The organism is Leifsonia sp. NPDC058248 (assembly GCF_042881905.1).
Classification (GTDB): domain Bacteria; phylum Actinomycetota; class Actinomycetes; order Actinomycetales; family Microbacteriaceae; genus Leifsonia.
Window position 1 is genome coordinate 387,515 of record NZ_JBHVXB010000002.1, and the last position, 22,571, is coordinate 410,085.

At 67.6% G+C, this 22,571-nt stretch carries 25 protein-coding genes; 4 read left to right on the forward strand and 21 right to left on the reverse strand.

The window, feature by feature from the left end; all coding sequences use genetic code 11:
- Positions 1 to 30: 30 nt before the first annotated feature.
- The 4 genes from ACFVV5_RS05005 to ACFVV5_RS05020 form a co-directional block, all read right to left on the reverse strand.
- Complete coding sequence (locus ACFVV5_RS05005) at positions 31 to 222, reverse strand: hypothetical protein (protein ID WP_387239862.1); 192 nt, start codon at positions 220 to 222, stop codon at positions 31 to 33.
- Between the two features lie 58 nt (positions 223 to 280).
- Positions 281 to 679, reverse strand: coding sequence for a DUF948 domain-containing protein (locus ACFVV5_RS05010; protein ID WP_387239865.1), 399 nt, complete (start codon positions 677 to 679; stop codon positions 281 to 283).
- A 122-nt stretch (positions 680 to 801) separates the two neighbouring features.
- Entirely contained in the window at positions 802 to 1,431 is a 630-nt protein-coding gene (rpsD, locus tag ACFVV5_RS05015) for a 30S ribosomal protein S4 (RefSeq protein ID WP_387239868.1), read from the reverse strand.
- A 175-nt stretch (positions 1,432 to 1,606) separates the two neighbouring features.
- On the reverse strand, positions 1,607 to 2,947 hold the full coding sequence (locus tag ACFVV5_RS05020; RefSeq protein WP_387239871.1) for a replication-associated recombination protein A: 1,341 nt from the start codon (positions 2,945 to 2,947) through the stop codon (positions 1,607 to 1,609).
- Between the two features lie 153 nt (positions 2,948 to 3,100).
- On the opposite strand from ACFVV5_RS05020, the gene ACFVV5_RS05025 reads away from it, so the two are divergent.
- From ACFVV5_RS05025 to ACFVV5_RS05035, 3 genes are all read left to right on the forward strand, one after another.
- On the forward strand, positions 3,101 to 3,916 hold the full coding sequence (locus tag ACFVV5_RS05025) for a peptidylprolyl isomerase (RefSeq protein WP_387239874.1): 816 nt from the start codon (positions 3,101 to 3,103) through the stop codon (positions 3,914 to 3,916).
- A 103-nt stretch (positions 3,917 to 4,019) separates the two neighbouring features.
- The gene (locus ACFVV5_RS05030; RefSeq protein WP_387239877.1) at positions 4,020 to 5,249 is read left to right on the forward strand and encodes a DUF349 domain-containing protein; all 1,230 of its coding nucleotides are present in this window, start codon (positions 4,020 to 4,022) and stop codon (positions 5,247 to 5,249) included.
- Between the two features lie 86 nt (positions 5,250 to 5,335).
- On the forward strand, positions 5,336 to 5,923 hold the full coding sequence (locus ACFVV5_RS05035; protein ID WP_387239880.1) for a type IV toxin-antitoxin system AbiEi family antitoxin: 588 nt from the start codon (positions 5,336 to 5,338) through the stop codon (positions 5,921 to 5,923).
- 8 nt (positions 5,924 to 5,931) lie between these two features.
- On the opposite strand, the gene ACFVV5_RS05040 is transcribed toward ACFVV5_RS05035, so the two are convergent.
- From ACFVV5_RS05040 to ACFVV5_RS05105, 14 genes are all read right to left on the reverse strand, one after another.
- On the reverse strand, positions 5,932 to 8,181 hold the full coding sequence (locus tag ACFVV5_RS05040; protein WP_387239883.1) for a RelA/SpoT family protein: 2,250 nt from the start codon (positions 8,179 to 8,181) through the stop codon (positions 5,932 to 5,934).
- A 69-nt stretch (positions 8,182 to 8,250) separates the two neighbouring features.
- On the reverse strand, positions 8,251 to 8,604 hold the full coding sequence (locus ACFVV5_RS05045; protein WP_387239886.1) for a rhodanese-like domain-containing protein: 354 nt from the start codon (positions 8,602 to 8,604) through the stop codon (positions 8,251 to 8,253).
- Positions 8,605 to 8,613: 9 nt separating this feature from the next.
- A complete protein-coding gene (gene secF, locus ACFVV5_RS05050) occupies positions 8,614 to 9,630 on the reverse strand; it encodes a protein translocase subunit SecF (RefSeq protein ID WP_387239889.1) in 1,017 nt (338 codons plus the stop codon).
- Positions 9,630 to 11,357 carry a protein translocase subunit SecD gene (gene secD, locus ACFVV5_RS05055; protein ID WP_387239892.1) on the reverse strand — a complete coding sequence of 576 codons (1,728 nt, stop codon included), beginning with the start codon at positions 11,355 to 11,357 and terminating at the stop codon, positions 9,630 to 9,632. Before secD ends, secF begins: the two co-directional genes overlap by 1 nt.
- A gap of 63 nt (positions 11,358 to 11,420) precedes the next feature.
- Positions 11,421 to 11,825, reverse strand: a complete 405-nt coding sequence (gene yajC, locus ACFVV5_RS05060; protein ID WP_387239895.1) for a preprotein translocase subunit YajC — start codon at positions 11,823 to 11,825, stop codon at positions 11,421 to 11,423.
- Positions 11,826 to 11,904: 79 nt separating this feature from the next.
- Positions 11,905 to 12,948, reverse strand: coding sequence for a Holliday junction branch migration DNA helicase RuvB (gene ruvB / locus ACFVV5_RS05065; RefSeq protein WP_387239898.1), 1,044 nt, complete (start codon positions 12,946 to 12,948; stop codon positions 11,905 to 11,907).
- 2 nt (positions 12,949 to 12,950) lie between these two features.
- On the reverse strand, positions 12,951 to 13,571 hold the full coding sequence (ruvA, locus tag ACFVV5_RS05070; RefSeq protein WP_387239900.1) for a Holliday junction branch migration protein RuvA: 621 nt from the start codon (positions 13,569 to 13,571) through the stop codon (positions 12,951 to 12,953).
- Positions 13,568 to 14,155 (reverse strand): crossover junction endodeoxyribonuclease RuvC, encoded by a 588-nt coding sequence (ruvC, locus tag ACFVV5_RS05075; RefSeq protein ID WP_387240119.1) that lies wholly within the window; start codon positions 14,153 to 14,155, stop codon positions 13,568 to 13,570. Before ruvC ends, ruvA begins: the two co-directional genes overlap by 4 nt.
- 24 nt (positions 14,156 to 14,179) lie before the next feature.
- On the reverse strand, positions 14,180 to 14,938 hold the full coding sequence (locus tag ACFVV5_RS05080; RefSeq protein ID WP_387239903.1) for a YebC/PmpR family DNA-binding transcriptional regulator: 759 nt from the start codon (positions 14,936 to 14,938) through the stop codon (positions 14,180 to 14,182).
- Positions 14,939 to 15,080: 142 nt separating this feature from the next.
- Positions 15,081 to 15,674: a pyridoxal 5'-phosphate synthase glutaminase subunit PdxT gene (pdxT, locus tag ACFVV5_RS05085; protein WP_387239906.1), complete on the reverse strand. Its 594-nt coding sequence runs from the start codon at positions 15,672 to 15,674 to the stop codon at positions 15,081 to 15,083.
- A complete protein-coding gene (gene pdxS / locus ACFVV5_RS05090) occupies positions 15,664 to 16,566 on the reverse strand; it encodes a pyridoxal 5'-phosphate synthase lyase subunit PdxS (protein ID WP_387239909.1) in 903 nt (300 codons plus the stop codon). Before pdxS ends, pdxT begins: the two co-directional genes overlap by 11 nt.
- An 84-nt stretch (positions 16,567 to 16,650) precedes the next feature.
- Positions 16,651 to 17,274: an HIT family protein gene (locus ACFVV5_RS05095; RefSeq protein ID WP_387239912.1), complete on the reverse strand. Its 624-nt coding sequence runs from the start codon at positions 17,272 to 17,274 to the stop codon at positions 16,651 to 16,653.
- Positions 17,262 to 19,199, reverse strand: coding sequence for a threonine--tRNA ligase (thrS, locus tag ACFVV5_RS05100; protein WP_387240122.1), 1,938 nt, complete (start codon positions 19,197 to 19,199; stop codon positions 17,262 to 17,264). The genes ACFVV5_RS05095 and thrS overlap by 13 nt, the downstream gene beginning before the upstream one ends.
- Before the next feature lie 164 nt (positions 19,200 to 19,363).
- On the reverse strand, positions 19,364 to 19,594 hold the full coding sequence (locus ACFVV5_RS05105; RefSeq protein WP_387239915.1) for a hypothetical protein: 231 nt from the start codon (positions 19,592 to 19,594) through the stop codon (positions 19,364 to 19,366).
- Positions 19,595 to 19,646: 52 nt separating this feature from the next.
- Here ACFVV5_RS05105 and ACFVV5_RS05110 point away from each other — a divergent pair, with 52 nt between their 5' ends.
- Entirely contained in the window at positions 19,647 to 20,132 is a 486-nt protein-coding gene (locus tag ACFVV5_RS05110; RefSeq protein WP_387239918.1) for a hypothetical protein, read from the forward strand.
- A gap of 72 nt (positions 20,133 to 20,204) precedes the next feature.
- On the opposite strand, the gene ACFVV5_RS05115 is transcribed toward ACFVV5_RS05110, so the two are convergent.
- From ACFVV5_RS05115 to ACFVV5_RS05125, 3 genes are all read right to left on the reverse strand, one after another.
- Positions 20,205 to 20,762, reverse strand: a complete 558-nt coding sequence (locus ACFVV5_RS05115) for a hypothetical protein (protein WP_387239921.1) — start codon at positions 20,760 to 20,762, stop codon at positions 20,205 to 20,207.
- Between the two features lie 576 nt (positions 20,763 to 21,338).
- On the reverse strand, positions 21,339 to 21,983 hold the full coding sequence (locus ACFVV5_RS05120; RefSeq protein WP_387239925.1) for a VOC family protein: 645 nt from the start codon (positions 21,981 to 21,983) through the stop codon (positions 21,339 to 21,341).
- A 93-nt stretch (positions 21,984 to 22,076) separates the two neighbouring features.
- Positions 22,077 to 22,526 (reverse strand): hypothetical protein, encoded by a 450-nt coding sequence (locus tag ACFVV5_RS05125; protein ID WP_387239928.1) that lies wholly within the window; start codon positions 22,524 to 22,526, stop codon positions 22,077 to 22,079.
- Positions 22,527 to 22,571 lie beyond the last annotated feature (45 nt).

The following is a 22,571-nucleotide window of genomic DNA, read 5'->3' on the forward strand; positions in this document are numbered from 1 at the left end:
AGGGGTGGATGGTGTGGAGCGGTCCGCGGGTCAGTCGCCGTCGATCGCGGAGCGGAGCTCGGCCTCGCGCTGACGGTAGCCGTCGCTGACGGCCTCGCCGAAGTCACGTGCCTTCTTGTCGAGCGAGCTGAAGAACTGCTTGCCCTGCGGGGTCTCGTTCATCTTGTGCGCCACGACGAATCCGAGCGCGACGCCGACGATGAGCCACAGAAAACTCTTCATTCCGAATACTCCCTGAAGTGGATTGGGCACGCGGAGCAACCCGCGCGCCTCGGTCAGTTTAGTGCGTGGTCCCGCGCGATCGCCGAGAGCCGCTGCCGGTGCCGGACCGGCCGCCCGCCGCCTTGAATGCGGCACGCACGGCCGCACTGAACCCGGCCAGTTTGATCAGCGGTCCGCCCACCGTGGCGGCGAAGAGCGCCACCAGCGCCGACACGTTGCCTGTCACATCCGCGACGTTCTTGGTGATCACGTCGACGCGGGCGAGCTGTTTGTTCGTCTCCTGGATGGTCGTGACCGTCTCGTCGAGGATCGGCGTGATGCCGTCGCTCGCGTCTTTGATCGCCGCGCGCGTCTGATCGAGCACACGGCCGAATTTCACCAACGGGATCGCGATGAACCCGACGAGCACGGCGAAGACGACTGCCGCGATCAGTCCTGCGATGTCGCCACCAGACACGTGCCCACCATCCATTCCGTCATCGGCATACTCCCACCAGCGTAGCCTCACCGCGACCCCGGCGACGAAGAAACGGGGCCGCGGCCGAAGCCACGACCCCGTTCCGGGAGTCTTCGCGAGCCTTAACGGGCCGCGTAGTACTCGACGACGAGCTGGACTTCACACGTCACGGGGACCTCGGCGCGTTTCGGGCGGCGGACCAGACGAGCGTGCAGCTTGTCGAGTTCGACGTCGAGGTAGGCCGGCGTCTTCGGCAGGACGTCGACGTGTCCGCCGGCGGCCGCGACCTGGAAGGGCTCGGTGCCCTCGGAGCGTGCCTTGACGTGGATCAGCTGACCCGGCTTGACGCGGAACGAGGGACGGTCGACGAGGTTGCCGTCGACGAGGATGTGACGGTGCACGACCATCTGGCGCGCCTGCGCCGTGGTGCGGGCGAAACCGGCACGCAGCACGAGGGCGTCGAGACGCATCTCGAGGAGCTCGACCAGGTTCTCACCGGTCAGTCCGTTGGTGCGGCGAGCCTCTTCGAAGGCGATCTTCAGCTGCTTCTCGCGGATGCCGTACTGGGCACGCAGACGCTGCTTCTCGCGCAGACGAACGGCGTAGTCCGAGTCGGCCTTGCGCTTGGTGCGGCCGTGCTCTCCGGGAGCGTACGGACGCTTCTCGAGGTACTTGGCGGCCTTCGGGGTCAGGGCGATGCCCAGTGACCGCGACAGGCGGGTCTTGCTACGGGTACGTGACTTGGTAGACACGAGTTCCTTTCGGTTGTCTCTCTAACACAGTGAACGCAGCACACTTCGTGCTGCAAAAATTAGAGGGATGTCGCCCAGGACGCCCGGCTACAGGGCCAGTCCCTTCGAGAGCTTGTGTCGACGCAGCCGCACGCGACACACGCTTCTAGGCCCAGCAATTCTAACAGAACCCGGACTAGCGTCCGCGCACGATCTTGCGGAGCTTGGCGAGCCGCGCGGAGACGTCCCGCTCGTTGCCGTGCTCCGTGGGCTGGTAGTAGCTCGCGTCGGTCAGCTCGTCGGGCAGATACTGCTGGCGGAGCACACCGAGGGCGTCGTCGTGCGGGTACTGATAGCCCTTGCCGTGACCGAGCCGTTTGGCTCCCGGGTAGTGGGCGTCGCGCAGGTGCTTGGGCACGCGTCCGATGCGGCCGGCGCGCACATCGGCGATCGCCGCATCCAGGGCCATGTAGGCCGCGTTCGACTTGGGCGCGGTGGCGAGGTGCACGACGGCCTGAGCCAACGGGATGCGCCCCTCGGGCATCCCGATGAGCTGCACCGCGTCGGCGGCCGCGACCGCGATCACGAGCGCCTGCGGGTCGGCCATGCCGATGTCTTCGGACGCCAGGATGATGATGCGGCGCGCGATGTACCGCGGGTCCTCCCCCGCCTCGATCATGCGGGCGAGGTAGTGCAGCGAGGCGTCGACGTCGGAACCGCGCACCGACTTGATGAACGCGCTGATCACGTCGTAGTGCTCGTCGCCGTTGCGGTCGTAGCGCAGCAGCGCCCGGTCCACCGCCTGCGCGACCAGCTCGGCCGTGATCACCGGCTTCTTCTTGGAGGTGGCCGGTGTGGACGACGCGGCGCTCACCGAAGCGGCCTCGAGCGCCGTGAGCGCTCGCCGGGCATCCCCCGAAGCCAGCCGGATGATCGCGGCCCGCGCCTCGGGATCGAGTGTGTACTGGCCGGCGAGGCCCCGTTCGTCGGCCACGGCGCGGTCGACCACCGTGCCGAGGTCGTCGTCGCTCAGGGTCTCCAGCGTGAGCAGGAGGGAACGCGAGAGGAGCGGCGAGATCACCGAGAACGACGGATTCTCGGTGGTGGCCGCGACCAGGATGACCCAGCCGTTCTCGACGCCGGGCAGCAGTGCATCCTGCTGGGCCTTGGTGAAGCGGTGGATCTCGTCGAGGAACAGCACGGTGGAGACACCGTAGAGGTCGCGGGTCGACAGCGCTTCGTCCATCACCAGGCGCACGTCTTTGACGCCGGCCGTCACAGCGGAGAGCTCGACGAACTTGCGACCGGACGAGTGGGCGATCGCCTGTGCGAGCGTGGTCTTGCCAGTGCCGGGCGGCCCCCAGAGGATCACGGACACCGAGCCGGTCTCGCCGCTCTGGTCGGAGGCGAGACTCACCAGCGGTGAGCCCGGACGCAGCAGATGCTTCTGACCGGCGACCTCGTCGAGCGATTTCGGGCGCATGCGCACGGCCAACGGCGTCGCCCCTGTTCGGAGCCCGGGTTGCACATCGACCATCACTACAGGCTAGTTGGTGCCGCCGACACCGAAACTGGGAGCGGCGACTTTGTCACGCATAGCCTCGTCGCATAAAGTTCATCCTGATCCGCGGCCGGTGGCGCGACGGATCGAGAGTCTCTCGCACGACGGCGCGCCTTTCGGAGGAATCACGTGGCATCAAACAGGCAGAACGACCGCGAAACCAGGCAGGCGCGCGAGCGGCTGCGCGCATACCAGGCGCGCCAGACCGTGCACGAGACCCGAGCGAAGCGGCGCGTACGCGACAACTGGATCGCCGGCGGCGCCGTGCTGATCGTGGTCGTGCTCGCCGTGGCGACGCAGCTGCTCTACTTCGCGCAGCCGGGAACGCCGAGCGCATCCGGCTCGCCGTCTGCCACGCCGACGCCGTCCGTGTCCGCCACGCCGACCCCGTCCGCCTCGGCCTCCGCACAGACGTACACGCTCCCGCCGAAGACCCTCGCCGGCAATCGGAACTGGACAGGCACGCTCTCGATCAACGGCATCCCGCTCGGCGTCGAGCTCGACGGGAGCACGGCTCCTCAGGCGGTCTCGTCGACCATCGCATTGACGCAGAAGGGCTTCTACAACGGGCTGAACTGCCACCGGCTCACGACCGGCGGCTTCTACGTGCTGCAGTGCGGCGACCCCAAGGGCGACGGCACCGGCGGGCCCGGATACGCGTACGGGCCGATCGAGAACGCCCCGAAGGACAACGTCTACCCGGCGGGCACGCTCGCGATGGCCCGCCAGAGCGACAACGCGAACAGCCAGGGCAGCCAGTTCTTCATCGTCTACAAGGACACCACCATCCCGTCGGACTCCGCGGGCGGCTACACCGTGCTCGGAAAGGTGACCACCGGTCTCGACGAACTGATCTCCAAGGTCACCGACAAGGGCGTGCAGGGCGGCGGCACCGACGGCAAGCCGGCGGTCACCACCACGATCGACAGCTTCACGCTTCAGTGACCGTTCGTGGCGCCGCGGCTGCACGTCGCCCGCGCGTGCAATAGGCTGAAACGCAATTGTGGGCGGTCATCCGCTCGGGAACGTCGTCAGCAAGGTGAGGCTCTTGGCTACAACTGATCAGCAACCGTGGGGTCGTGTCGATGAGACAGGCACCGTCTTCGTACGCGAGGGCGACGGCGAGCGGGTCGTCGGCCAATACCCCGACGGCACGGCAGAAGAGGCGCTCGCCTACTTCGAGCGCAAGTACACCGACCTGGCCGGCCAGGTGACCCTGCTGGAGCAGCGCGCCAAGCGCGGTGCGCCGGCGTCCGACATCTCCAAGGCTGTGGCGACACTGCGCGAGAACGTCACGGGCGCGAACGCCGTGGGCGACCTCGCCGCCCTCGCCACCCGGCTCGACACCCTCGGCGGCACCGTCGAAGAGCTCACCGAGCAGCAGAGCGCCGAAGCCAGGGCACAGGTCGAGCAGGCCGTCGCCGAGCGCACGGCGATCGTGGTCGAGGCCGAGGCCCTCGCCGCCGAAGACCCGGCGCGCACGCAGTGGAAGCAGACGACCACGGCGCTCGACGCCCTGTTCGCCCGCTGGCAGACGCACCAGCACGAGGGTCCGCGCATCCCCAAGAACGAGGCGAACGAGCTCTGGAAGCGGTTCCGCACCGCCCGCTCGACCATCGAGCACAACCGCAAGGCCTTCTTCGCCGAGCTCGACAACCAGCACCGCGACGTGCGCGCCCGCAAGACCGCACTGATCGAGCAGGCCGAGGCGCTCATCCCCCGCGGCGCGGACGGCGTGCCGGAGTATCGTCAGCTCCTCGACCAGTGGAAGCTGGCCGGTCGCGCCGGCAAGCGCAACGACGACGCTCTGTGGGCTCGCTTCAAGGCCGCGGGCGACGCGATCTACTCGGCCAAAGCCGAAGTCGACGCGAAGGACAACGAAGAGTACTCGGCCAACCTGCAGCTCAAGCTCGAGCTGCTCGACGAGGCCGAGCCGCTGCTCAAGGCCACAGACCGGGAGTCGGCTCGCGCCGCCCTGCTGTCGATCCAGCAGCGCTGGGACGAGATCGGGCGCGTTCCGCGCGATCAGGTCCGGGTGATCGAAGATCGGCTGCGCAAAGTCGAGGCCGCCGTGCGCAAACTCGACGAGGATCACTGGGAGCGCAACAACCCCGAGAAGAAGGCTCGCACCGAGGGCCTCGCCAGTCAGCTCACGGATGCCATCGCCAAGCTCGAGCAGGAGCTCGAGGATGCCAAGGCCACGGGCGATCAGGGCAAGGTCAAAGAAGCGCAGGAAGCCCTCGACGCTCGCAAGATCTGGCTCGACGCCCTGGGGTAGCCCCTACCGGCTCTTCCACAGGCCGAGTTGTCCACAGCTCGAACACGATCCGGCCGTTTCGGGTTGCGGTCCGGGATGCTGGAGCCATGACATCGGCACTCCCCCGGCTGCTCGGCGCTCCGGCCTTCCCGCTCGCTGAGTTGTGCGCTGTGCGGCTCGACGGGCAGCTCTATCGCGTCGGCGACCTGTTCGCCACGATCGACACGGCGGACTCGGCGGAGCTCCGCGCCGAAGCGTTCGCCGCGGTCACGCCGCCTTCCGTCATCGCCGATCGGGGAACATCGTCCTGGGTGCACGGCGCCCGTGCGAGCCCGCCCACGGCGCTGCAGGTGTGCGTCGACCGCACCCGACGGGGCGCGGCCGTGGGGACGATCGGACTCGACGTGCGACAGGCCGCCCTGACTCGCGGCGACGTCGTCCGGCTGGGTGGTGCACGGGTGACCTCACCGCTGCGAACGGCGGTCGACCTGCTGCGGACCGAGCGCCGGTTCGGTCCGGTGGTGGCGCTGGAGGTCGCGGCCCTGCTCCGGTTCGCCGGTGCAAGCGCCGCAGACTGCCGCGATCGCATCCGGCGGCACCTTCACTCGCCGGGCACCCGCAGAGCTCTCGTGCGTCTGGGCGTTCTCGACCGCATGGCTGCGCGTGCCGGGCCGGCGGCGTCGCTTCTGCCCTGAGCCCCGAATCAGCCCGCGCTGACGCGATACACGTCGTACACCGCGTCGATGCGCCGAACGGCGTTCAGCACCCGGTCGAGGTGGGTCGTGTCGCCCATCTCGAAGACGAACCGGCTGAGCGCGAGACGGTCGCTCGAGGTCGTCACGGTGGCCGACAGGATGTTCACGTGGTACTCGGAGAGCACACGGGTCACATCCGAGAGCAGCCCGGAACGGTCGAGCGCCTCCACCTGGATCTGCACGAGGAAGACGCTCTTGGAGCTCGGAGCCCACTCGACGTCGATCATCCGGTCGGGCTCCTGCAGGAGCGACTGCACGTTGTGGCAGTTCGCCTGGTGCACGGAGACGCCGGCGCCGCGGGTCACGAAGCCGACGATCGGGTCGCCCGGCACGGGTGTGCAGCACTTCGCGAGCTTGACCAGGATGTCGGGAGCCCCTCGCACCAGCACGCCCGAGTCGCTGTGCCGCAGCTGACGGGAGCGCCCCTTGACGGGAAGGTCGAGGTCGCCCCCATCGCTCTCGGCATCGGTCTGCACCGAGGCGACGATCTTCTCGATCACCGACTGGGTCGAGACATGGCCTTCGCCGACGGCCGCGTAGAGCGACGAGACGTCGTCGTACTTGAGCAGCGAGGCCACCTCGACCAGGGAGTCCTGCGACATCAGCTTCTGCAGCGGCAGATTCTGTTTGCGCATGGCGCGAGCGATCGCGTCCTTGCCCTGCTCGATGGCCTCGTCGCGGCGCTCCTTGGTGAACCACTGACGGATCTTGTTGCGGGCGCGCGGACTCTTGACGAAGTTGAGCCAGTCCTGGCTGGGGCCGGAGTCGGGGTTCTTCGAGGTGAAGACCTCGACCACGTCGCCCGTGGTGAGCGAACTCTCGAGGGGGACGAGGCGTCCGTTGACCTTGGCGCCCATCGTGCGGTGCCCGACCTCGGTGTGAACCGCATACGCGAAGTCGACCGGCGTCGCGCCGGCGGGAAGGCCGATGACCCGCCCCTTCGGGGTGAAGACGTAGACCTCTTTGGCGCCGATCTCGAACCGCAGCGAGTCGAGGAACTCGCTCGGGTCGGCGGTCTCTGCCTGCCAGTCGGACAGGTGGGCGAGCCAGGCGAGGTCGGTGTCGTCCTTGGCCGGGCCTCCGGAGCTCTTGCCGGTGGTCTGCTCCTTGTACTTCCAGTGCGCGGCCACACCGAACTCGGCACGCTGATGCATCTCCTCGGTGCGGATCTGGATCTCGACCGGGCGGCCCTCCGGACCGATGACCGTGGTGTGCAGCGACTGGTACAGGTTGAACTTGGGCGTCGCGATGTAGTCCTTGAAGCGACCGGGCATCGGCGTCCAGCGTGCGTGGATCGAGCCGAGCACTGCGTAGCAGTCGCGCACGGAGTTGACGAGCACCCGAATGCCCACCAGGTCGTAGATCTCGTCGAATTCACGACCGCGCACGACCATCTTCTGGTAGATCGAGTAGTACTGCTTGGGCCGGCCGACGACTTTGCCGCGGATCTTCGCGCCCTTGAGGTCGTCGTTGATCGCGTCGATCACCTGCTGAACCAGGCGCTCCCGCTCCGGGGTGCGCTGACGCACGAGGCTTTCGATCTCCGCGTAGAGCTTGGGGTAGAGCACCGCGAACGAGAGGTCTTCCAGTTCCCACTTGATGGTCTGGATTCCGAGGCGATGGGCCAGCGGGGCGTAGATCTCCAGCGTCTCGGTCGCCTTGCGCGTGGCAGAGGCGGCCGGCACGAAGCCCCAGGTGCGGGCGTTGTGCAGGCGGTCGGCCAGCTTGATGATGAGCACGCGGATGTCTTTGGACATCGCGACGATCATCTTGCGCACGGTCTCGGCCTGCGCGCTGTCGCCGTACTTGACCTTGTCGAGCTTGGTCACGCCGTCGACGAGCATCGCGATCTCGTCGCCGAACGCGTCGCGCAGCTCGTCGAGCGTGTACTCGGTGTCTTCGACCGTGTCGTGCAGGAGAGCGGCGGCGATGGTCTTCGCACCGATCCCGAGGTCGGCGAGAATCTGGGCGACGGCGACCGGATGCGTGATGTACGGCTCGCCCGAGCGGCGCTTCTGACCGGAGTGGGCGCGTTCGGCCACCGAGTATGCGCGCTCGATGAGCGACAGGTCGGCTTTCGGATGGTGCAGCCGGACCGTGCGGATGAGCGTGTCGACCGCTCCTGCCGGCTGAGCCCGGGAGAAGATCCGCGGCACGAGGCGGCGCAATGATGCCTGCGGTGTCGATGTGTCAACCATGGGCGCGCCTCCTGTCCTCCATTATCGTGGTCGCCGGACCCGGCTCGGTCGCAGAGACGGTTCCCGCGTTCAGACGACTGCTCCGGGCGACCCGTCGTCGCGAACCACAGCGGCTCCGGATGCCTGCCAGGCGTCCATCCCGCCGGCCACGTTCGCCGTCGGGTAGTCGGCCCGGTTGAGGGCGTCGGTCACCAGCCTGGACCGTGCGCCGGTGTGGCAGATCACCAGGATCTGCTCCGTCTCCGGCAGTTCGTGCTGTCGCGCCTCGACCTCGTAGAGCGGGATGTGGTGGGCGCCGGGCGCGTGCCCGGCCTCCCACTCGTACGCCTCACGGACGTCGAGCAGCCAGGCCGAGCCCGCCTCGACGAGTTCGCTCGCGCGCGCGGCGCTCACCTCGTCTTCATCGAGATAAGAACCGCTCACGGGCACCTTCTATTCCGCCGCGACCGGCGTGGGCTGCGGCACGGACGCCTTCGGACGGATCGAGAGCACCTTCTGGTCGTGCTTCTTGATGGCGGCCTCGCCCTCACGGAACTGCGAGTACATCGGCGCGGCCAGGAAGATCGTCGAGTACGTGCCGACGATGATGCCGATGAGCAGCGCGAGCGAGATGTCGCGCAGCGTGTCGGCGCCGAGGGCGAACGCTCCGATGAAGAGGATCGACGCGACAGGCAGCACCGCCACGACGGCGGTGTTGATCGACCGCACCAGCGTCTGGTTGACCGCGAGGTTGACCGATTCGCCGAACGTCCGCCGGGTGAGCTCGAGCTCTTCCTTCGTGTTCTCCCGCACCTTGTCGAACACCACCACGGTGTCGTAGAGCGAGTAGCCCAGGATGGTCAGGAAGCCGATCATCGTCGCGGGCGAGACCTCGAACCCGACGAGCGCGTAGATTCCCGCGGTGATGATGAGGTCGTGGAACAGCGAGATGATCGCCGCCGCCGACATCTTCCACGTTCGGAAGTACAACGCCATCGCGATGAACGCCAGCAACAGGAACACGATGATGCCCTGGATGGACTGCCGGGTCACGTCCGCGCCCCACGACGGGCCGATGAAGGTCGACGAGACATCCGTCGCCTGCACCCCGTAGCCCTTCGCGAGGGCGTCGGCCACCTGGCGGGTCTGCGCCTCCGTCAGCTGATCGGTCTGCACGCGAACGGAGTCGTTGTTGACCGTGGTGACGTGAGCGACCGCGTTGGGGACGACGCTGGCCAGTGCATCCTGAGCCGTGGCCTGGGAGGTGTTCTGCACATTGCTGATCGTGAACTGCGAGCCACCGCGGAACTCGATGCTGAAGTTGAACCCGCCGCGCACGATCGGGATCAGGATCGACACGATCACCATGACAGCGGCGATCACGTACCAGGTTTTGCGTTTGCCGACGAAGTCGAAGGAACGAGCTCCGGTGTAGAGGTCGTTGCCGAACTTGGTGAGACGACTGGCCATCAGGAGTCCTTCCCCCCGCTCTTGCTACTCGAGGACGACGAGGCGGCGGCCAGTTCGGCAGCCTTGCGCTCGGCGATGGTCTGGCGGCGTGCCGCTTCCTTGCTGGCGGCGGCCGCCTTGCCGGTGCTCACGGCGACCGGCTTGCGGAACTGCGCGGCGCCGCGGTAGACGGCTCCGAGCGATTGCGGGTCGAGACCCGTCCAGGCGTTGCCGCTGTTGAAGAACTTGGTTGTGGCGAGCAGCTGCAGCGTCGGGTGCGTGAACAGCAGCACCACGAGCACGTCGATGATGGTCGTCAGGCCGAGCGTGAACGCGAACCCGCGAACGTTGGCCGCGGCCAGCACGTAGAGCACGATGGCGGCGAGGAGGTTGGTGGCCTTCGACGCGTAGATCGTGCGCTGCGCGCGCTTCCAGCCCGCCTCAACGGCGGACTCCAGGCCTCTGCCGTCGCGCAGCTCGTCTCGTATTCGCTCGAAGTAGACGATGAACGAGTCGGCTGTGAATCCGATCGCGACGATCAGACCCGCCACACCTGCCAACGAGAGCCGATAGCCGTAATGCCACGAGAGCAGTGCGATCGTGAGATAGGTGAGCAGGCCGGCCACGACGAGCGAGACGATCGTGACGAAACCGAGCAGGCGATATTGGAACAGCGTATAGATCGCGACCAGGATGAGGCCGATCAGACCGGCGATGAGGCCGCTGAGGAGCTGGGACGAACCCAGCGTCGCCGAGATCGTGTCCTGGCTCTGCACCTTGAACGAGAACGGCAGCGCGCCGAACTTGAGCTGGTCGGCGAGGGTCTTGGCCGAGGCCTGCGTGAAGTTGCCCGTGATCTGCGGCCGGCCGTCGGTGATGACGGCGTTCGTGGTCGGAGCCGAGATGACCTTACCGTCGAGCACGATGGCGAACTGGTTCTGGGCGCCGGTCAGTCCGTTGAGCCGGGTGGTGACGTCGGCGAAGGTCTTGGTGCCCTCACCGTTGAAGATGATGTTGACGCCCCACTGGCCGGTGCTGACGCCGCTCGAGCTCTGCACCAGGCCGCTGTTGGCGTCGGAGATGTCCTGACCCTTGACCTCGACCGGTCCGAGCAGGTATTTCACCGTGCCCTGGTCGTCACACGTGATCAGCGGTTCTCCGGCCGGCGAGACGTTGGTCGTCTTGGCCTCGGGCGAGTCGCACGAGAACGCGTTGAACTCCGCCTGCAGCGCCGGGGTGACCCACGCGAGGTCGCTGCCGTTGGTGGGCTTGGTCGACGGAGTGGACTGGAGTCCGGGCGCCGGGCTCGGCGCCGGAGTGGACTTGCCGTCGGCGCCGACGACCTCGTTCGTCGGTCCGCTCGTCATGAGCACCGGTCGGAAGTCGAGCTTGGCGCTCGCCTTGATGCGGTCGAGGGTCTGCTGATCCGGCGTTCCCGGGATCGAGACGACGATGTTCTTCGAGCCCTCGGTGGAGATCTCCGACTCGGAGACGCCGGATGCGTCGATGCGCTGCCGGATGATCGAGACCGCCTGGTCGAGCTGCTGCTGCTCGATCGCCTGACCGTTCTCCACCTGAGGGGCGAGGATGATCTGCGTTCCGCCCTGGAGGTCGAGAGCCAGTTTGGGCAACCACGTCGCGTTGCTCCAGATGACGCCGGCCGTCAGCGTGCCGAGAAGCACGATGACGATGGCGCCGAGCCAACTGAGTGAACGCCAGGCCTTCTTGACCGGGGTCGACTTTGCCACTAATTACTCAGCTTTCTACGAGCGTGCCCACGCCGAGAAGACGTGGGCACACAGGAAATGGGGTCAGTCGTCGCTCTTGGCGCCGGGCTTCTTGGAGGCGTCGTCGACGCGCTCACCGAACTCCGGCTCCGTCAGGGGGATGGCGTGATCTTCGTTGAGCTCGGCTGCTGCGGGAGCCTCGATCTCGGTGGTCTCCTCGGCCTTGGGCTCCACCACGCGGGCGAGAACCTGGCGGTGGACCTTCACGACGGTGCCGGGGCTGGTCTCGATGAGGGCGGTGTTGTCGTCCTCGTTGACGGACAGGAGGGTGCCGTAGAGACCGAAGTTCGTCATCACCTCAACGCCGGGGACCATCTTCGAACGCGTCTGAGCCGCCTCCTTCTGACGCTTGCGGCTGTTGCGGAACATGAAGAAGATCAGGGCCGCCAGTACGACGACCATGACAATGGTCAGAGTTGTGTCACCCATGAGGTGGGGTTACCTTCCGGTGCGCGACGCAGGGCCGCTTCAATCGATTGAGAATGGTTGGCCGACAGGCCAGCTTGAATTATAAGTCATCCATCAGTGATGGTTGCTGTGAGAGTGCTTGCTGCGGGTGCTCCAGCCCGAAATGGCGCCATGCCGACGGTGTCGCGACCCGCCCTCTGGGGGTGCGGGAGAGCAGTCCGATGCGCACCAGGAACGGCTCCACCACCGATTCGATGGTCTCCGCCTCTTCTCCAACCGAGACGGCGAGGGTGTTCAGTCCGACCGGTCCCCCGTCGAAGCGCTCGAGGATGGCGTGAAGGACGGCGCGGTCGAGGCGGTCGAGTCCCAGAGCATCCACGTCGTAGAGCTCGAGGGCCGCCCGCACGGCGTCGATGTCGGCCCTGCGGCCGTGCACCAGCGCGAAGTCGCGCACCCGGCGCAGCAGCCGGTTGGCGATGCGCGGAGTTCCGCGGCAGCGTCCGGCGATCTCGGCGAGTGCGCTCTTGTCGACATCGAAGTCGAGCAGGACGGCCGCGCGCTGCAGGACCTGGCTGAGTTCGCTCTCGTCGTAGAACTCCAGGTGGGCCGTGAATCCGAAGCGGTCGCGCAGCGGATTCGGCAGCAGCCCCGACCGTGTCGTGGCGCCGACCAGGGTGAACGGCGCGAGGTCGAGCGGGATCGAGGTGGCGCCTGCGCCTTTTCCGACCATGATGTCGATGCGGAAGTCTTCCATCGCGAGGTACAGCATCTCCTCGGCGGAGCGGGCCATGCGGTGGATCTCGTCGATGAAGAGCACCTCCCCCGGCGTCAGCGAGGAGAGCAGGGCAGCGAGGTCGCCCGCGTGCTGGATTGCGGGACCGCTCGAGAGACGCAACGGGCGGCCGCTCTCGTGGGCCACGATCATGGCGAGCGTCGTCTTGCCGAGGCCGGGCGGCCCGGCGAGCAGGATGTGGTCGGCGGTGCGGTCCTGCATCTTCGCCGCGGTCAGGAGGAGCTGCAGCTGACCGCGCACCTTGGCCTGGCCGACGAACTCGGCGAGCGACCGGGGACGCAGCGCGCCCTCGAACGCCAGCTCCGACTCCGACTCGAGCTCGGGCGCAGTGAGGTCTTCTTCGTCGCTCACGATCACACCCTCCCGGTCTGCTTGGCCGGGCCGAGCCGAGCGAGGGTGAGCCGCAGCAGCGTCTGGACGCTGTCGCGCAGCTTCTCGTCGGTGTCCGTGATCACCTCGGCGACGGCTTCAGCGGCGACCTTCTCCGGCCAGCCCAGGCCGACCAGTGCCACCAGGACGCTGTCGCCGACCGACGACGGGGCAGCGGATGCGCGTGCCACGGGCGCACGCCGCGTCACGACGAGCTTGCCCGAGAGCGACACCACGATGAGCTTCGCCGTCTTGGGGCCGATGCCCGACACCTTGCGGAACGGCGCGTCGTCGTCGGCCGCCACCGCCTCGGCGATCTGGTCGGGCGACAGCACCGACAGTACGCCGATCGCCGATTTGGGACCGACTCCGGAGACGCCCGTGAGCAGCTCGAACACCTGCAGCTGCTCGACGTCGGCGAAGCCGAACAGCGAGAGCGCGTCTTCACGCACGATCAGCGAGGTCATCACGAACGCCTCATCGCCGATGCGCAGGGACAGCACGTGGTCGGGGGTCAGCTGCACCGAGAAGCCGACTCCGCCGACCTCGATCACGGCCGTGCCGCCGCTCGCAGAGAGCACGGTGCCGCGGAGGGAGGAGATCACCTGGCCAGCCTACGGGGCACCGCCGACGCACGGCCGCTGGAGCGTTCCGCGGCGCGCCATGCCGCCTGCGCCGGCGTGAGATCGGCTCCGCCGGCCCCGGATGCCGTGGCGGGAGCCCCCCGCCAGGCGTGGCAGATCGCGATCGCGAGGGCATCCGCGGCGTCGGCCGGCTTCGGCACCTCCGCCAGGCCCAGGATGCGCGCCACCATCGCCTGCACCTGCTTCTTGTCGGCCGACCCGTATCCGGTGATGGCCGCCTTCACCTCGCTCGGTGTGTGCAGCGCCACCGGGAGTCCCCGCTTGGCGGCCGCGTGAAGCGCCACGCCACTCACCTGGGCCGTGCCCATCACCGTTCGCAGGTTGTGCTGTGCGAAGACCCGCTCGATGGCGACGACGGCGGGGCCGTGGGTATCCAGCAGCTCCTCGATCCCGTTCCCGACGGCGAGCAGTCGCTCCTCCAACGGCATGGACGGCGGGGTGCGGATGACCGTCACCTCCACCAGCGTGGCGCGACGGTCGGCACGCACGTCCACGATGCCGACGCCGCAGCGCGTCAGGCCCGGGTCGATGCCGAGAACCCGCATCGACGTGGCCGGCATGCCGCTGGCTTACTCGGCCTCGAGCTCGGCCTGGACCTCGGCCGACAGATCGAGGTTGGTGTAGACGTTCTGCACGTCGTCGGAGTCTTCGAGCGCGTCGATCAGGCGGAACACCTTGCGGGCCGTCTCGGCGTCCGCCTCGACGTTGACGGTCGCCACGAACTCGACGTCGGCCGAGTCGTAGTCGATGCCGGCAGCCTGTAACGCGGCACGGGCGCCCACCATGTCGGTTGCCTCGGTGAGGACCTCGAAGCTCTCGCCGCGATCGGTCACCTCTTCGGCGCCGGCGTCGAGCACGGCGACGAGCACATCGTCTTCGCTCAGGCCGTCGGAGTGGGGGACGACGATGACGCCCTTGCGGTGGAAGTTGTACGACACGCTGCCCGGGTCGGCCATGGTGCCGCCGTTGCGGGTCATCGCGGTGCGCACATCCGCCGCCGCACGGTTCTTGTTGTCGGTGAGGCACTCGATCAGGAGGGCGACCCCGTTGGGGCCGTAGCCCTCGTACATGATCGTCGCGTAGTCGATGCTCTCGCCGGTGAGACCGGCACCGCGCTTGACCGCGCGGTCGATGTTGTCGTTGGGGACGGAGGTCTTCTTGGCCTTCTGGATAGCGTCGACCAGCGTCGGGTTGCCCGAGAGGTCGGCGCCGCCCATCTTGGCCGCGACCTCGATGTTCTTGATGAGCTTCGCGAACGACTTCGCGCGACGCGCGTCGATCACGGCCTTCTTGTGTTTGGTCGTCGCCCATTTGGAATGCCCGGACACTGTGCTCCCTCGAATACGTCTGAAGATCCTGACCATTGTAGGACGAGTGGTCGTCTCGCTCCGCACGACTCCCCCGCCCGGCGGTCATCCGGATGCGCCGTCCGCTTCGAGCATCCGGTCGCCTGTGTGCGGCGGCAGGGCCTCAGGCCGCGAGCACCTTGCGGAGGAAATACTCGTGGAAGCGGGTGTCGCCGGTCATCTCGGGGTGGAACGAGGTGCCGATCAGCGACCCCTGCTCGACCGCGACCACCCGGCCGTCGGCGAGCCTGGCGAGCGGGGTCGCCTCGTCGCCGACACTCTCCACGATGGGCGCGCGGATGAACACGGCGTGCATGGGCCGGGCGCCGACCGCCGGGATGTCGAGGTCGGTCTCGAACGAGTCGAGCTGCGAGCCGAACGCGTTGCGGCGCACGGACACGTCGAGGCCGCCGAGCGTCTGCTGCCCGGCGATCCCGTCCAGGATGCGGTCGGCCAGCATGATCAGACCGGCGCACGTGCCGTACACCGGCAGTCCCCCGGCGATGGCAGCCTTGAGCGGCTCCGCGAGACCGAACGTGCGTGACAGCTTGTCCATCACGCTCGACTCGCCCCCGGGGATGACCAGGCCGGCGATCTCCGCCAGTTCGGCGGGGCGGCGCACCGGCACAGCGTCGGCGCCGAGGCCGCGCAGGACCGCGATGTGTTCGCGGAAATCGCCCTGCAGGGCGAGGACGCCGACTCTGGTGCTACCAGCCACGCTCGGCGAGGCGGTGCGGCGCTGCGAGGTCGGACACGTTGATCCCGACCATGGCCTCGCCCAATCCGCGCGACACCTCGGCGATCACCGAAGGGTCGTCGTAGAACGTGGTGGCCTTGACGATCGCGGCCGCGCGCTGCTCCGGATTGCCCGACTTGAAGATGCCCGATCCGACGAACACGCCGTCGGCGCCGAGCTGCATCATCATGGCCGCATCGGCGGGCGTGGCGACGCCGCCGGCGGTGAACAGCACCACGGGGAGCTTTCCGGTCTCGGCGATCTCGGCCACGAGGGCGTACGGAGCCTGCAGCTCCTTGGCCGCGACGTACAGCTCGTCTTTGCTCATCGCGCTGAGCGCGGCGATCTCCGACTTGATCTTGCGGATGTGCTTGGTCGCCTCCGAGACGTCGCCGGTGCCGGCCTCGCCCTTCGAGCGGATCATGGCGGCGCCCTCGTTGATGCGGCGAAGCGCCTCACCCAGGTTGGTCGCACCGCAGACGAAAGGAACGGTGAAGCCCCACTTGTCGATGTGGTTGACGTAGTCGGCCGGACTCAGCACCTCCGACTCGTCGATGTAGTCGACGTCGAGGGCCTGCAGCACCTGCGCCTCGACGAAGTGGCCGATGCGGGCCTTCGCCATGACGGGGATGGACACCTCGGCGATGATGGCCTCGATGAGGTCGGGGTCGCTCATGCGGGCGACGCCGCCCTGGGCCCGGATGTCGGCGGGAACCCGCTCGAGCGCCATGACGGCGACGGCTCCGGCATCTTCTGCGATGCGGGCCTGCTCGGCCGTCACGACGTCCATGATGACGCCGCCCTTCAGCATCTCGGCCAGACCGCGCTTGACGCGGTTGGATCCGAACTGGTCGGCGGTGTTTGTGTCGCTCACTGTGTCCTCTCTCGGTGCCGCTACCTCATGCGGCACACCCCTATGCCCGCGGCCTGCACGGCCGCGGACGACGCTTGTTCGATTCTACTCGGAGCGATCGGCCGGCTCATCCGCCGGCCAGGCGTCCGCGATGGCCTTCCGCACCTCTCCGAGCAGCTGCGGCAGGGCCTTGGTCTTGGCGATGATCGGCAGGAAGTTCGCATCCTGCGCCCACCGCGGAACGATGTGCTGGTGCAGGTGCGCGGCGATGCCCGCTCCCGCGATGGCGCCCTGGTTGAGCCCGATGTTGAAGCCGTCGTTCTTCGAGACCTCCCGGATGACGCGCATCGCGGTCTGCGTGATGCTCCCGATCTCAGCGACCTCCTCCGGCGTGGCCTCGTCGTACAGGGCGAAGTGCCGGTACGGGCACACCAGCACGTGTCCGCTGTTGTACGGGAAGAGGTTCAGCAGGGCGTACGCGTACTTTCCGCGGGCCACGATGAGAGCATCCTCGTCGCTCATCGTCGGGGCCACGCAGAACGGGCAGTCGTCTTTGCCCGGCTGCTGGCCGTGCTGGATGTAGACCATCCGGTGCGGGGTCCACAGCCGCTGGAACTCGTCGGGCACGCCGACCAGGTAGCCGGGGTCGTCGATGCGCACCTGTTCGGATGCGCCCTCGTCTCCCCCGCCCGCCTGGCCCGCGTAGTCGTCGACGCTCAGTCGAGCCATGCCGTGTCGACCTGCTCGCGCTTCTCGATCGAGCCGACGATGCGGTCGATCGCCTCGTCGACGGTGACGCCGTTGCGCTGGGTGCCGTCGCGGAACCGGAAGCTGACCGTGCCGGCCGCCGCATCCTCTTCGCCCACGATGAGCTGGTACGGCACCTTCAGCTTGGTGTGGGTGCGGATCTTCTTCTGCATCCGGTCGTCGGAGTGGTCGACCTCGGCCCGGACGCCGCGGTCGCGCAGCCGCGCGATGACGTCGTCGAGGAACGGGCCGTAGTTGTCCGCGACAGGGATGCCCACCACCTGGACAGGCGACAGCCACACCGGGAACGCCCCGGCGTAATGCTCGGTGAGCACGCCGAAGAAGCGTTCGATGGAGCCGAACAGAGCGCGATGGATCATGACCGGCTGCTGCTTGCTGCCATCGGGCGCGGTGTACTCGAGGCCGAAGCGCTCGGGCAGGTTGAAGTCGAGCTGCACGGTGGACATCTGCCAGGTGCGGCCGATCGCGTCCCGCGCCTGCACGGAGATCTTCGGACCGTAGAACGCGGCGCCGCCCGGGTCGGGCACGAGCTCGAGACCGGACTCGCGGGCGACCTCGGCGAGCGTCTCCGTCGCCTCCTCCCACACCTCGTCGCTTCCGACGTACTTGTCGGGGTCCTTGGTGGAGAGCTCGAGGTAGAAGTCGGTCAGACCGTAGTCGCGCAGCAGGTCGAGCACGAAGGTGAGCGTCTTGGTCAGCTCCTCCTTCATGCGCTCCTTCGACGTGAAGATGTGCGCGTCGTCCATGGTGAGGCCGCGGACGCGGGTGAGGCCGTGGATGACGCCCGACTTCTCGTTGCGGTAGACCGTTCCGAACTCGAACAGCCGCAGCGGGAGCTCGCGGTAGGAACGGCCGCGCGACCGGTACACGAGGATGTGCATCGGGCAGTTCATCGGCTTGAGGTAGTAGTCGGCGCCCTGGCGGGTGATCTCGCCCTCTTCGTTGCGCGCCTCGTCGAGGTGCATCGCCGGGAACATCGCGTCCTTGTACCAGCCGAGGTGGCCGGACTCCTCGAAGAGCGCCCCCTTGGTGATGTGAGGCGTGTAGACGAACTCGTAACCGGCGCGCTCGTGCGCGGCGCGGGAGTAGTCCTCCATCTGGCGGCGGATGATTCCGCCCTTCGGGTGGAAGACAGCGAGGCCGGAGCCGATCTCGTCGGGGAAGCTGAAGAGGTCGAGCTCGGTGCCGAGCTTGCGGTGGTCGCGCTTGGCGGCCTCCTCCATGCGCGCCTGGTACGCCCGCAGTTCGTCCTTGGTCGGCCACGCCGTGCCGTACACGCGCTGCAGCTGCTTGTTCTTCTCGGAGCCGCGCCAGTATGCGGCAGCCACGCGGGTGAGCGCGTAACCGTTGCCGATCATCCGGGTGTTGGGCAGGTGGGGTCCGCGGCAGAGGTCTTTCCAGACGGTCTCGCCCGTCTTGGGGTCGACGTTGTCGTAGATGGTCAGCTCGGCGCCGCCTACCTCGACGCTCTCCCCCGCCTCGAACGCGGCGGTGTCGCCGGGCTCGCTGCCGCCCTTGAGGCTGATGAGCTCGAGTTTGTACGGCTCGCCGGCGAGTTCGGCGCGCGCCTGCTCATCGGTGACGACCCGGCGCACGAAACGCTGGCCGGCGCGGACGATGCGCGCCATCTCCTTGTCGAGAGCCTTGAGGTCTTCCGGCGTGAACGGCTCGGCGACATCGAAGTCGTAGTAGAAGCCGTCGGTGATGGGCGGGCCGATGCCGAGCTTCGCCTCCGGGTTGATCGACTGCACGGCCTGCGCGAGCACGTGGGCGGCGGAGTGGCGAAGGATGCCCAGCCCGTCCGGCGAGTCGATCGTGACCGGCTCGACGGTGTCGGTGGTAGTGACCTGCGTCGCGAGATCTTTCAATTCGCCGTTGACGCGCATTGCGACAACGGAACGGTCGGTGAAGAGCTCGAAGCCGTCAGCCACCTTTTCCACTCCTAAAGTTCGTTGTTGGACGATTCAACTTTAGTGGGGTAATCCGCGCCGCCCGGGCGCGCGAAAAAACCCGGGCCGGATGCCCGGGCTCGATCGTTCTCCTGTGATGCTCAGTCCTTCTTGAGCTTGACGGTGGTCGTGGTGCCGAGGGCGCTGGCCGAGTAGCTGATGGTGTCGTCCTGGAATGTGAACACCTTGGTGTCGTCCTGCGACGTCAGCATTGCCGAATCGGTGGCGGCCTTGTCGCGCGTCGACGTCCACTCATATGGAGTGTTCGCGTCGGTCGGCGCCGTGAAGGTCCCGATCCAGTAGATCGACTTCGTGTCTCCGCCGTTGCTCACCCAGTTGATCGTGATGACGTCGCCGGTGATCTCGGCGGCCTGGTAGCTGTCCGTGCTCGCGGAGTTCGTCTGCTTCCAGGAGCCGGTCAGGTCGGGGGCCTTGGCGGCCTCCGTGGTGGGCTCGGCAGCGGAGCTGCTTTTCGAGCCCGAGGAAGACGAAGAGGAGGCGGCGCTGCAACCGGTGAGCGCGAGAGCGCTGACGCCCCACTCAGGGGCACTCGGAAGAGACCGCGCATCGCTCAGCTACTCTGAGCTCATGCAGGGGCGAATCGTGTTGTGGGTGCTGTTGGCGGTAGCCGTGGTCATGGTCGTGGTCGGCGCAGGAGTGCTGCTGTTCGCGCCTGCATCGTTCGGAACGTTCGGGTTCTTCTCCGGTGCGAACGCGACATCGTTCGACTTCTCCGGGATGTACCCAGTGACGCTTGAGCGGGCTGCCGGCGCCGCCTGCTGCATCGCCGGTCTGCTGATTGTTGCGGCGGTCCTCGGTTGGATTTTCGGTCGCCGATCAGCGCTGAGCGCAGGCGTTCATCGCGGCTAATCGCAGCCCGGCGAGTGAGGGGACCGCGCTGCTCATCGGCTTGAGGCGCCCTACGACGACTGAGGGCTCGATCTAGGTGAAGCCGGCGAGGAAGGCCGGGTTGCTCCAGTCCGGATCCGTCGGCGGGTGGATCAGTCGGACTCCGCCGCCCACTGCGACCGGCAGCTCTACGGTCAGATGCTGCAGGGCGAGCATCGCCGTACATGCCTGGTCGGGCCCCTGGCGGCTGAGCGCGGTGAGCGTCACGGCGCCAGAGCGTCGCTCGATGCGCACGCCGGCGGGTGAAACACACCCCCCGTTGCCGCCGTTACCGCCCACCGCCACGATCTCCGCCAACCGATGATCGGCGGACAGCGAGACCAGAACCCAGGGCATGCTCAGCAGGCCGGATGCGGCTGCCTGACTGACTATGACCGCCTTCGTGGGCGGTCCCAACCACTGCACGCTCGCCCCGTGCAATGGCGTGAGGTCGTCAACGATCGAGCCATGCGGGATGGGCGCCGAGGACGCCGGCGAATCGCTCGGCGAGGACCCCACCGCCATCGTGCTGCATGCTGTCATGGCGACGACAGCCGCCAGTCCGACGAGCCCGCTCTCGATGCGCATCAGCGCGCGATTTCGCCCCACCATCTGCCCACGGTAGACCCGCGTCCCTCTGCTGGGCAATCCGTGCAATACGAAGTGGATACGCGCTGCGCGACGAGTTCGGCTCAGACGCTACCCAAGCCTGCGGCCGCGCATGCCGCGCGTCCAGTCGGGCAGGATCAGACTCCGATGACGTCGACCCTGCCCCACGACCACCCCACTCAATCGACCAAGAGGACGATCGCCATGACAGGGCAGGCATTCAATGTCGGGAACGAATTGGGACAGCTCATCGCACAGGGACGTATTCCGCCCTCGCAGTGCAACTAACGGAGGTAGCAGCGATCGACGAACTACCTGTTCCACGCCGTTTTGAACGCCGCACCAAATCCGTCGCGTCCGTGAGGGTTCGGAAGCGATTGCCATCACTAAGTGCAAGCGCCTGATTCGGCTTGCAACGTGACCGTCGTTCCACCCACGGAAACCGGGTCCCGCGGCTGGTCGACGACCTCGCCGGCTTACTGACGGAGCTCTTGCAACCCGCTGGTGCGCGCCGTGATCGCCGACGCCCAGCTCGTTGTCGGGGATGAGTTGTCAGCACAGGGCGTTGTGCGACCTCGATCAGCCGTCCACATCTCCCCACGCCGCGATGTCGATGCCGTGATTGTCCGGGGACGCCAGGGTCCACCAGTCCGGAGCGTGCGATCCGTCGGCCAGACGGCCGCCCGCCGCTTCGACGGCGGCGACCCGTGCTTCGGCCCGGTCCCTCGGGACGGCCACGTCGATGTGTGTCCGGCCGCGGCCGGGCACGGCGATCTCGTCGAACCACAGCCGCGGCCCGCGCCGCAACGGGTCCACTAGGAGTCCGCCCACCTCCTCGTATCCCAGCGCAGCGACCCAGAAGTCGCGGGTGCGCACCCCCTCGGCCTCGGCGACGGCGATCTGAATCGTGTGCAGCCTCGACGGATCGGGCTCGATGCCCATGTCTTCGGCGATCGCCGAGACGCAATGGGCGAGCTCAGCATCGATGGTGTCAAGCTGCCCGTTAACCGATGCCGCGGTACGGACGACGACCACCTCCGGCCGGAGATCGACGTCGGGCTCTCGGCCCAGGGTGACAATCTCCAGGGCGATGCGGCGGATGAACTCCACTCCGATCGCAAACGACCCGGTCGCGAACACGATCTGGGCGCCGCCGTACAAGACATGCCAGCCACTCGTGCCCGGCGCGTCGTGGAACTGCCTGGAACTGATCCGCTCGGCCATACGCCCCGCCCCGTCCGGGGCGTGTGCCCCCGGTCAGCAAACCTAATCCGCTGATCCCACTGGCTCAATCGTTGCTTTCCGAGCGGGTGTCACTCACAGTCCCGTGGAGCCGAGCTCCGACCGGCGCCGCTCGAGGTACGCGATCTCGGCGGAGTTCTCCGCGAGCGTACTCGCGGCACCGTACGCCTCCCGCGCCTCGGCGTCCCGGCCGAGACGTCCGAGCGACAGCGCCCGAGCCGCATGGAAGGGGTGATACCCGTTGAGCTCGTCCGCGAGCCGGTCGACCAGTGCGAGTCCCCTGTCGGGGCCGTCGCACTCGCCGACCGCGATGGCCCGGTTGAGCTGCACGATCGGAGAAGGGTCGAGCGCCACCAGCTGATCGTAGAGCGCGACGACCTGCGCCCAGTCGGTCGCTGTGCCGTCGGTGTGCACCGCGTTGATCGCGGCCAACAACTGATACCGCCCGGGCGCGCGACCGGAAGCCAGCCGCTCGCGGACCAGGGCGTGCCCCTCGGAGATGAGCGCAGCATCCCACAAGGCCACGTCTAGCCACTCGCCTAGCGGGTGTGTTTCACTTGAGCATTGTCG

Bases quoted from the DNA above. Each gene is read 5' to 3' on its own strand.
- ACFVV5_RS05005 (WP_387239862.1), bottom strand. From the start codon at position 222: ATGAAGAGTTTTCTGTGGCTCATCGTCGGCGTCGCGCTCGGATTCGTC.
- ACFVV5_RS05020 (WP_387239871.1), bottom strand. From the start codon at position 2,947: ATGGTCGATGTGCAACCCGGGCTCCGAACAGGGGCGACGCCGTTGGCC.
- ACFVV5_RS05035 (WP_387239880.1), top strand. From the start codon at position 5,336: ATGACATCGGCACTCCCCCGGCTGCTCGGCGCTCCGGCCTTCCCGCTC.
- ACFVV5_RS05040 (WP_387239883.1), bottom strand. From the start codon at position 8,181: ATGGTTGACACATCGACACCGCAGGCATCATTGCGCCGCCTCGTGCCG.
- secF (WP_387239889.1), bottom strand. From the start codon at position 9,630: ATGGCCAGTCGTCTCACCAAGTTCGGCAACGACCTCTACACCGGAGCT.
- yajC (WP_387239895.1), bottom strand. From the start codon at position 11,825: ATGGGTGACACAACTCTGACCATTGTCATGGTCGTCGTACTGGCGGCC.
- ruvC (WP_387240119.1), bottom strand. From the start codon at position 14,155: ATGCGGGTTCTCGGCATCGACCCGGGCCTGACGCGCTGCGGCGTCGGC.
- ACFVV5_RS05095 (WP_387239912.1), bottom strand. From the start codon at position 17,274: ATGGCTCGACTGAGCGTCGACGACTACGCGGGCCAGGCGGGCGGGGGA.
- thrS (WP_387240122.1), bottom strand. From the start codon at position 19,199: ATGCGCGTCAACGGCGAATTGAAAGATCTCGCGACGCAGGTCACTACC.
- ACFVV5_RS05115 (WP_387239921.1), bottom strand. From the start codon at position 20,762: ATGGTGGGGCGAAATCGCGCGCTGATGCGCATCGAGAGCGGGCTCGTC.
- ACFVV5_RS05120 (WP_387239925.1), bottom strand. From the start codon at position 21,983: ATGGCCGAGCGGATCAGTTCCAGGCAGTTCCACGACGCGCCGGGCACG.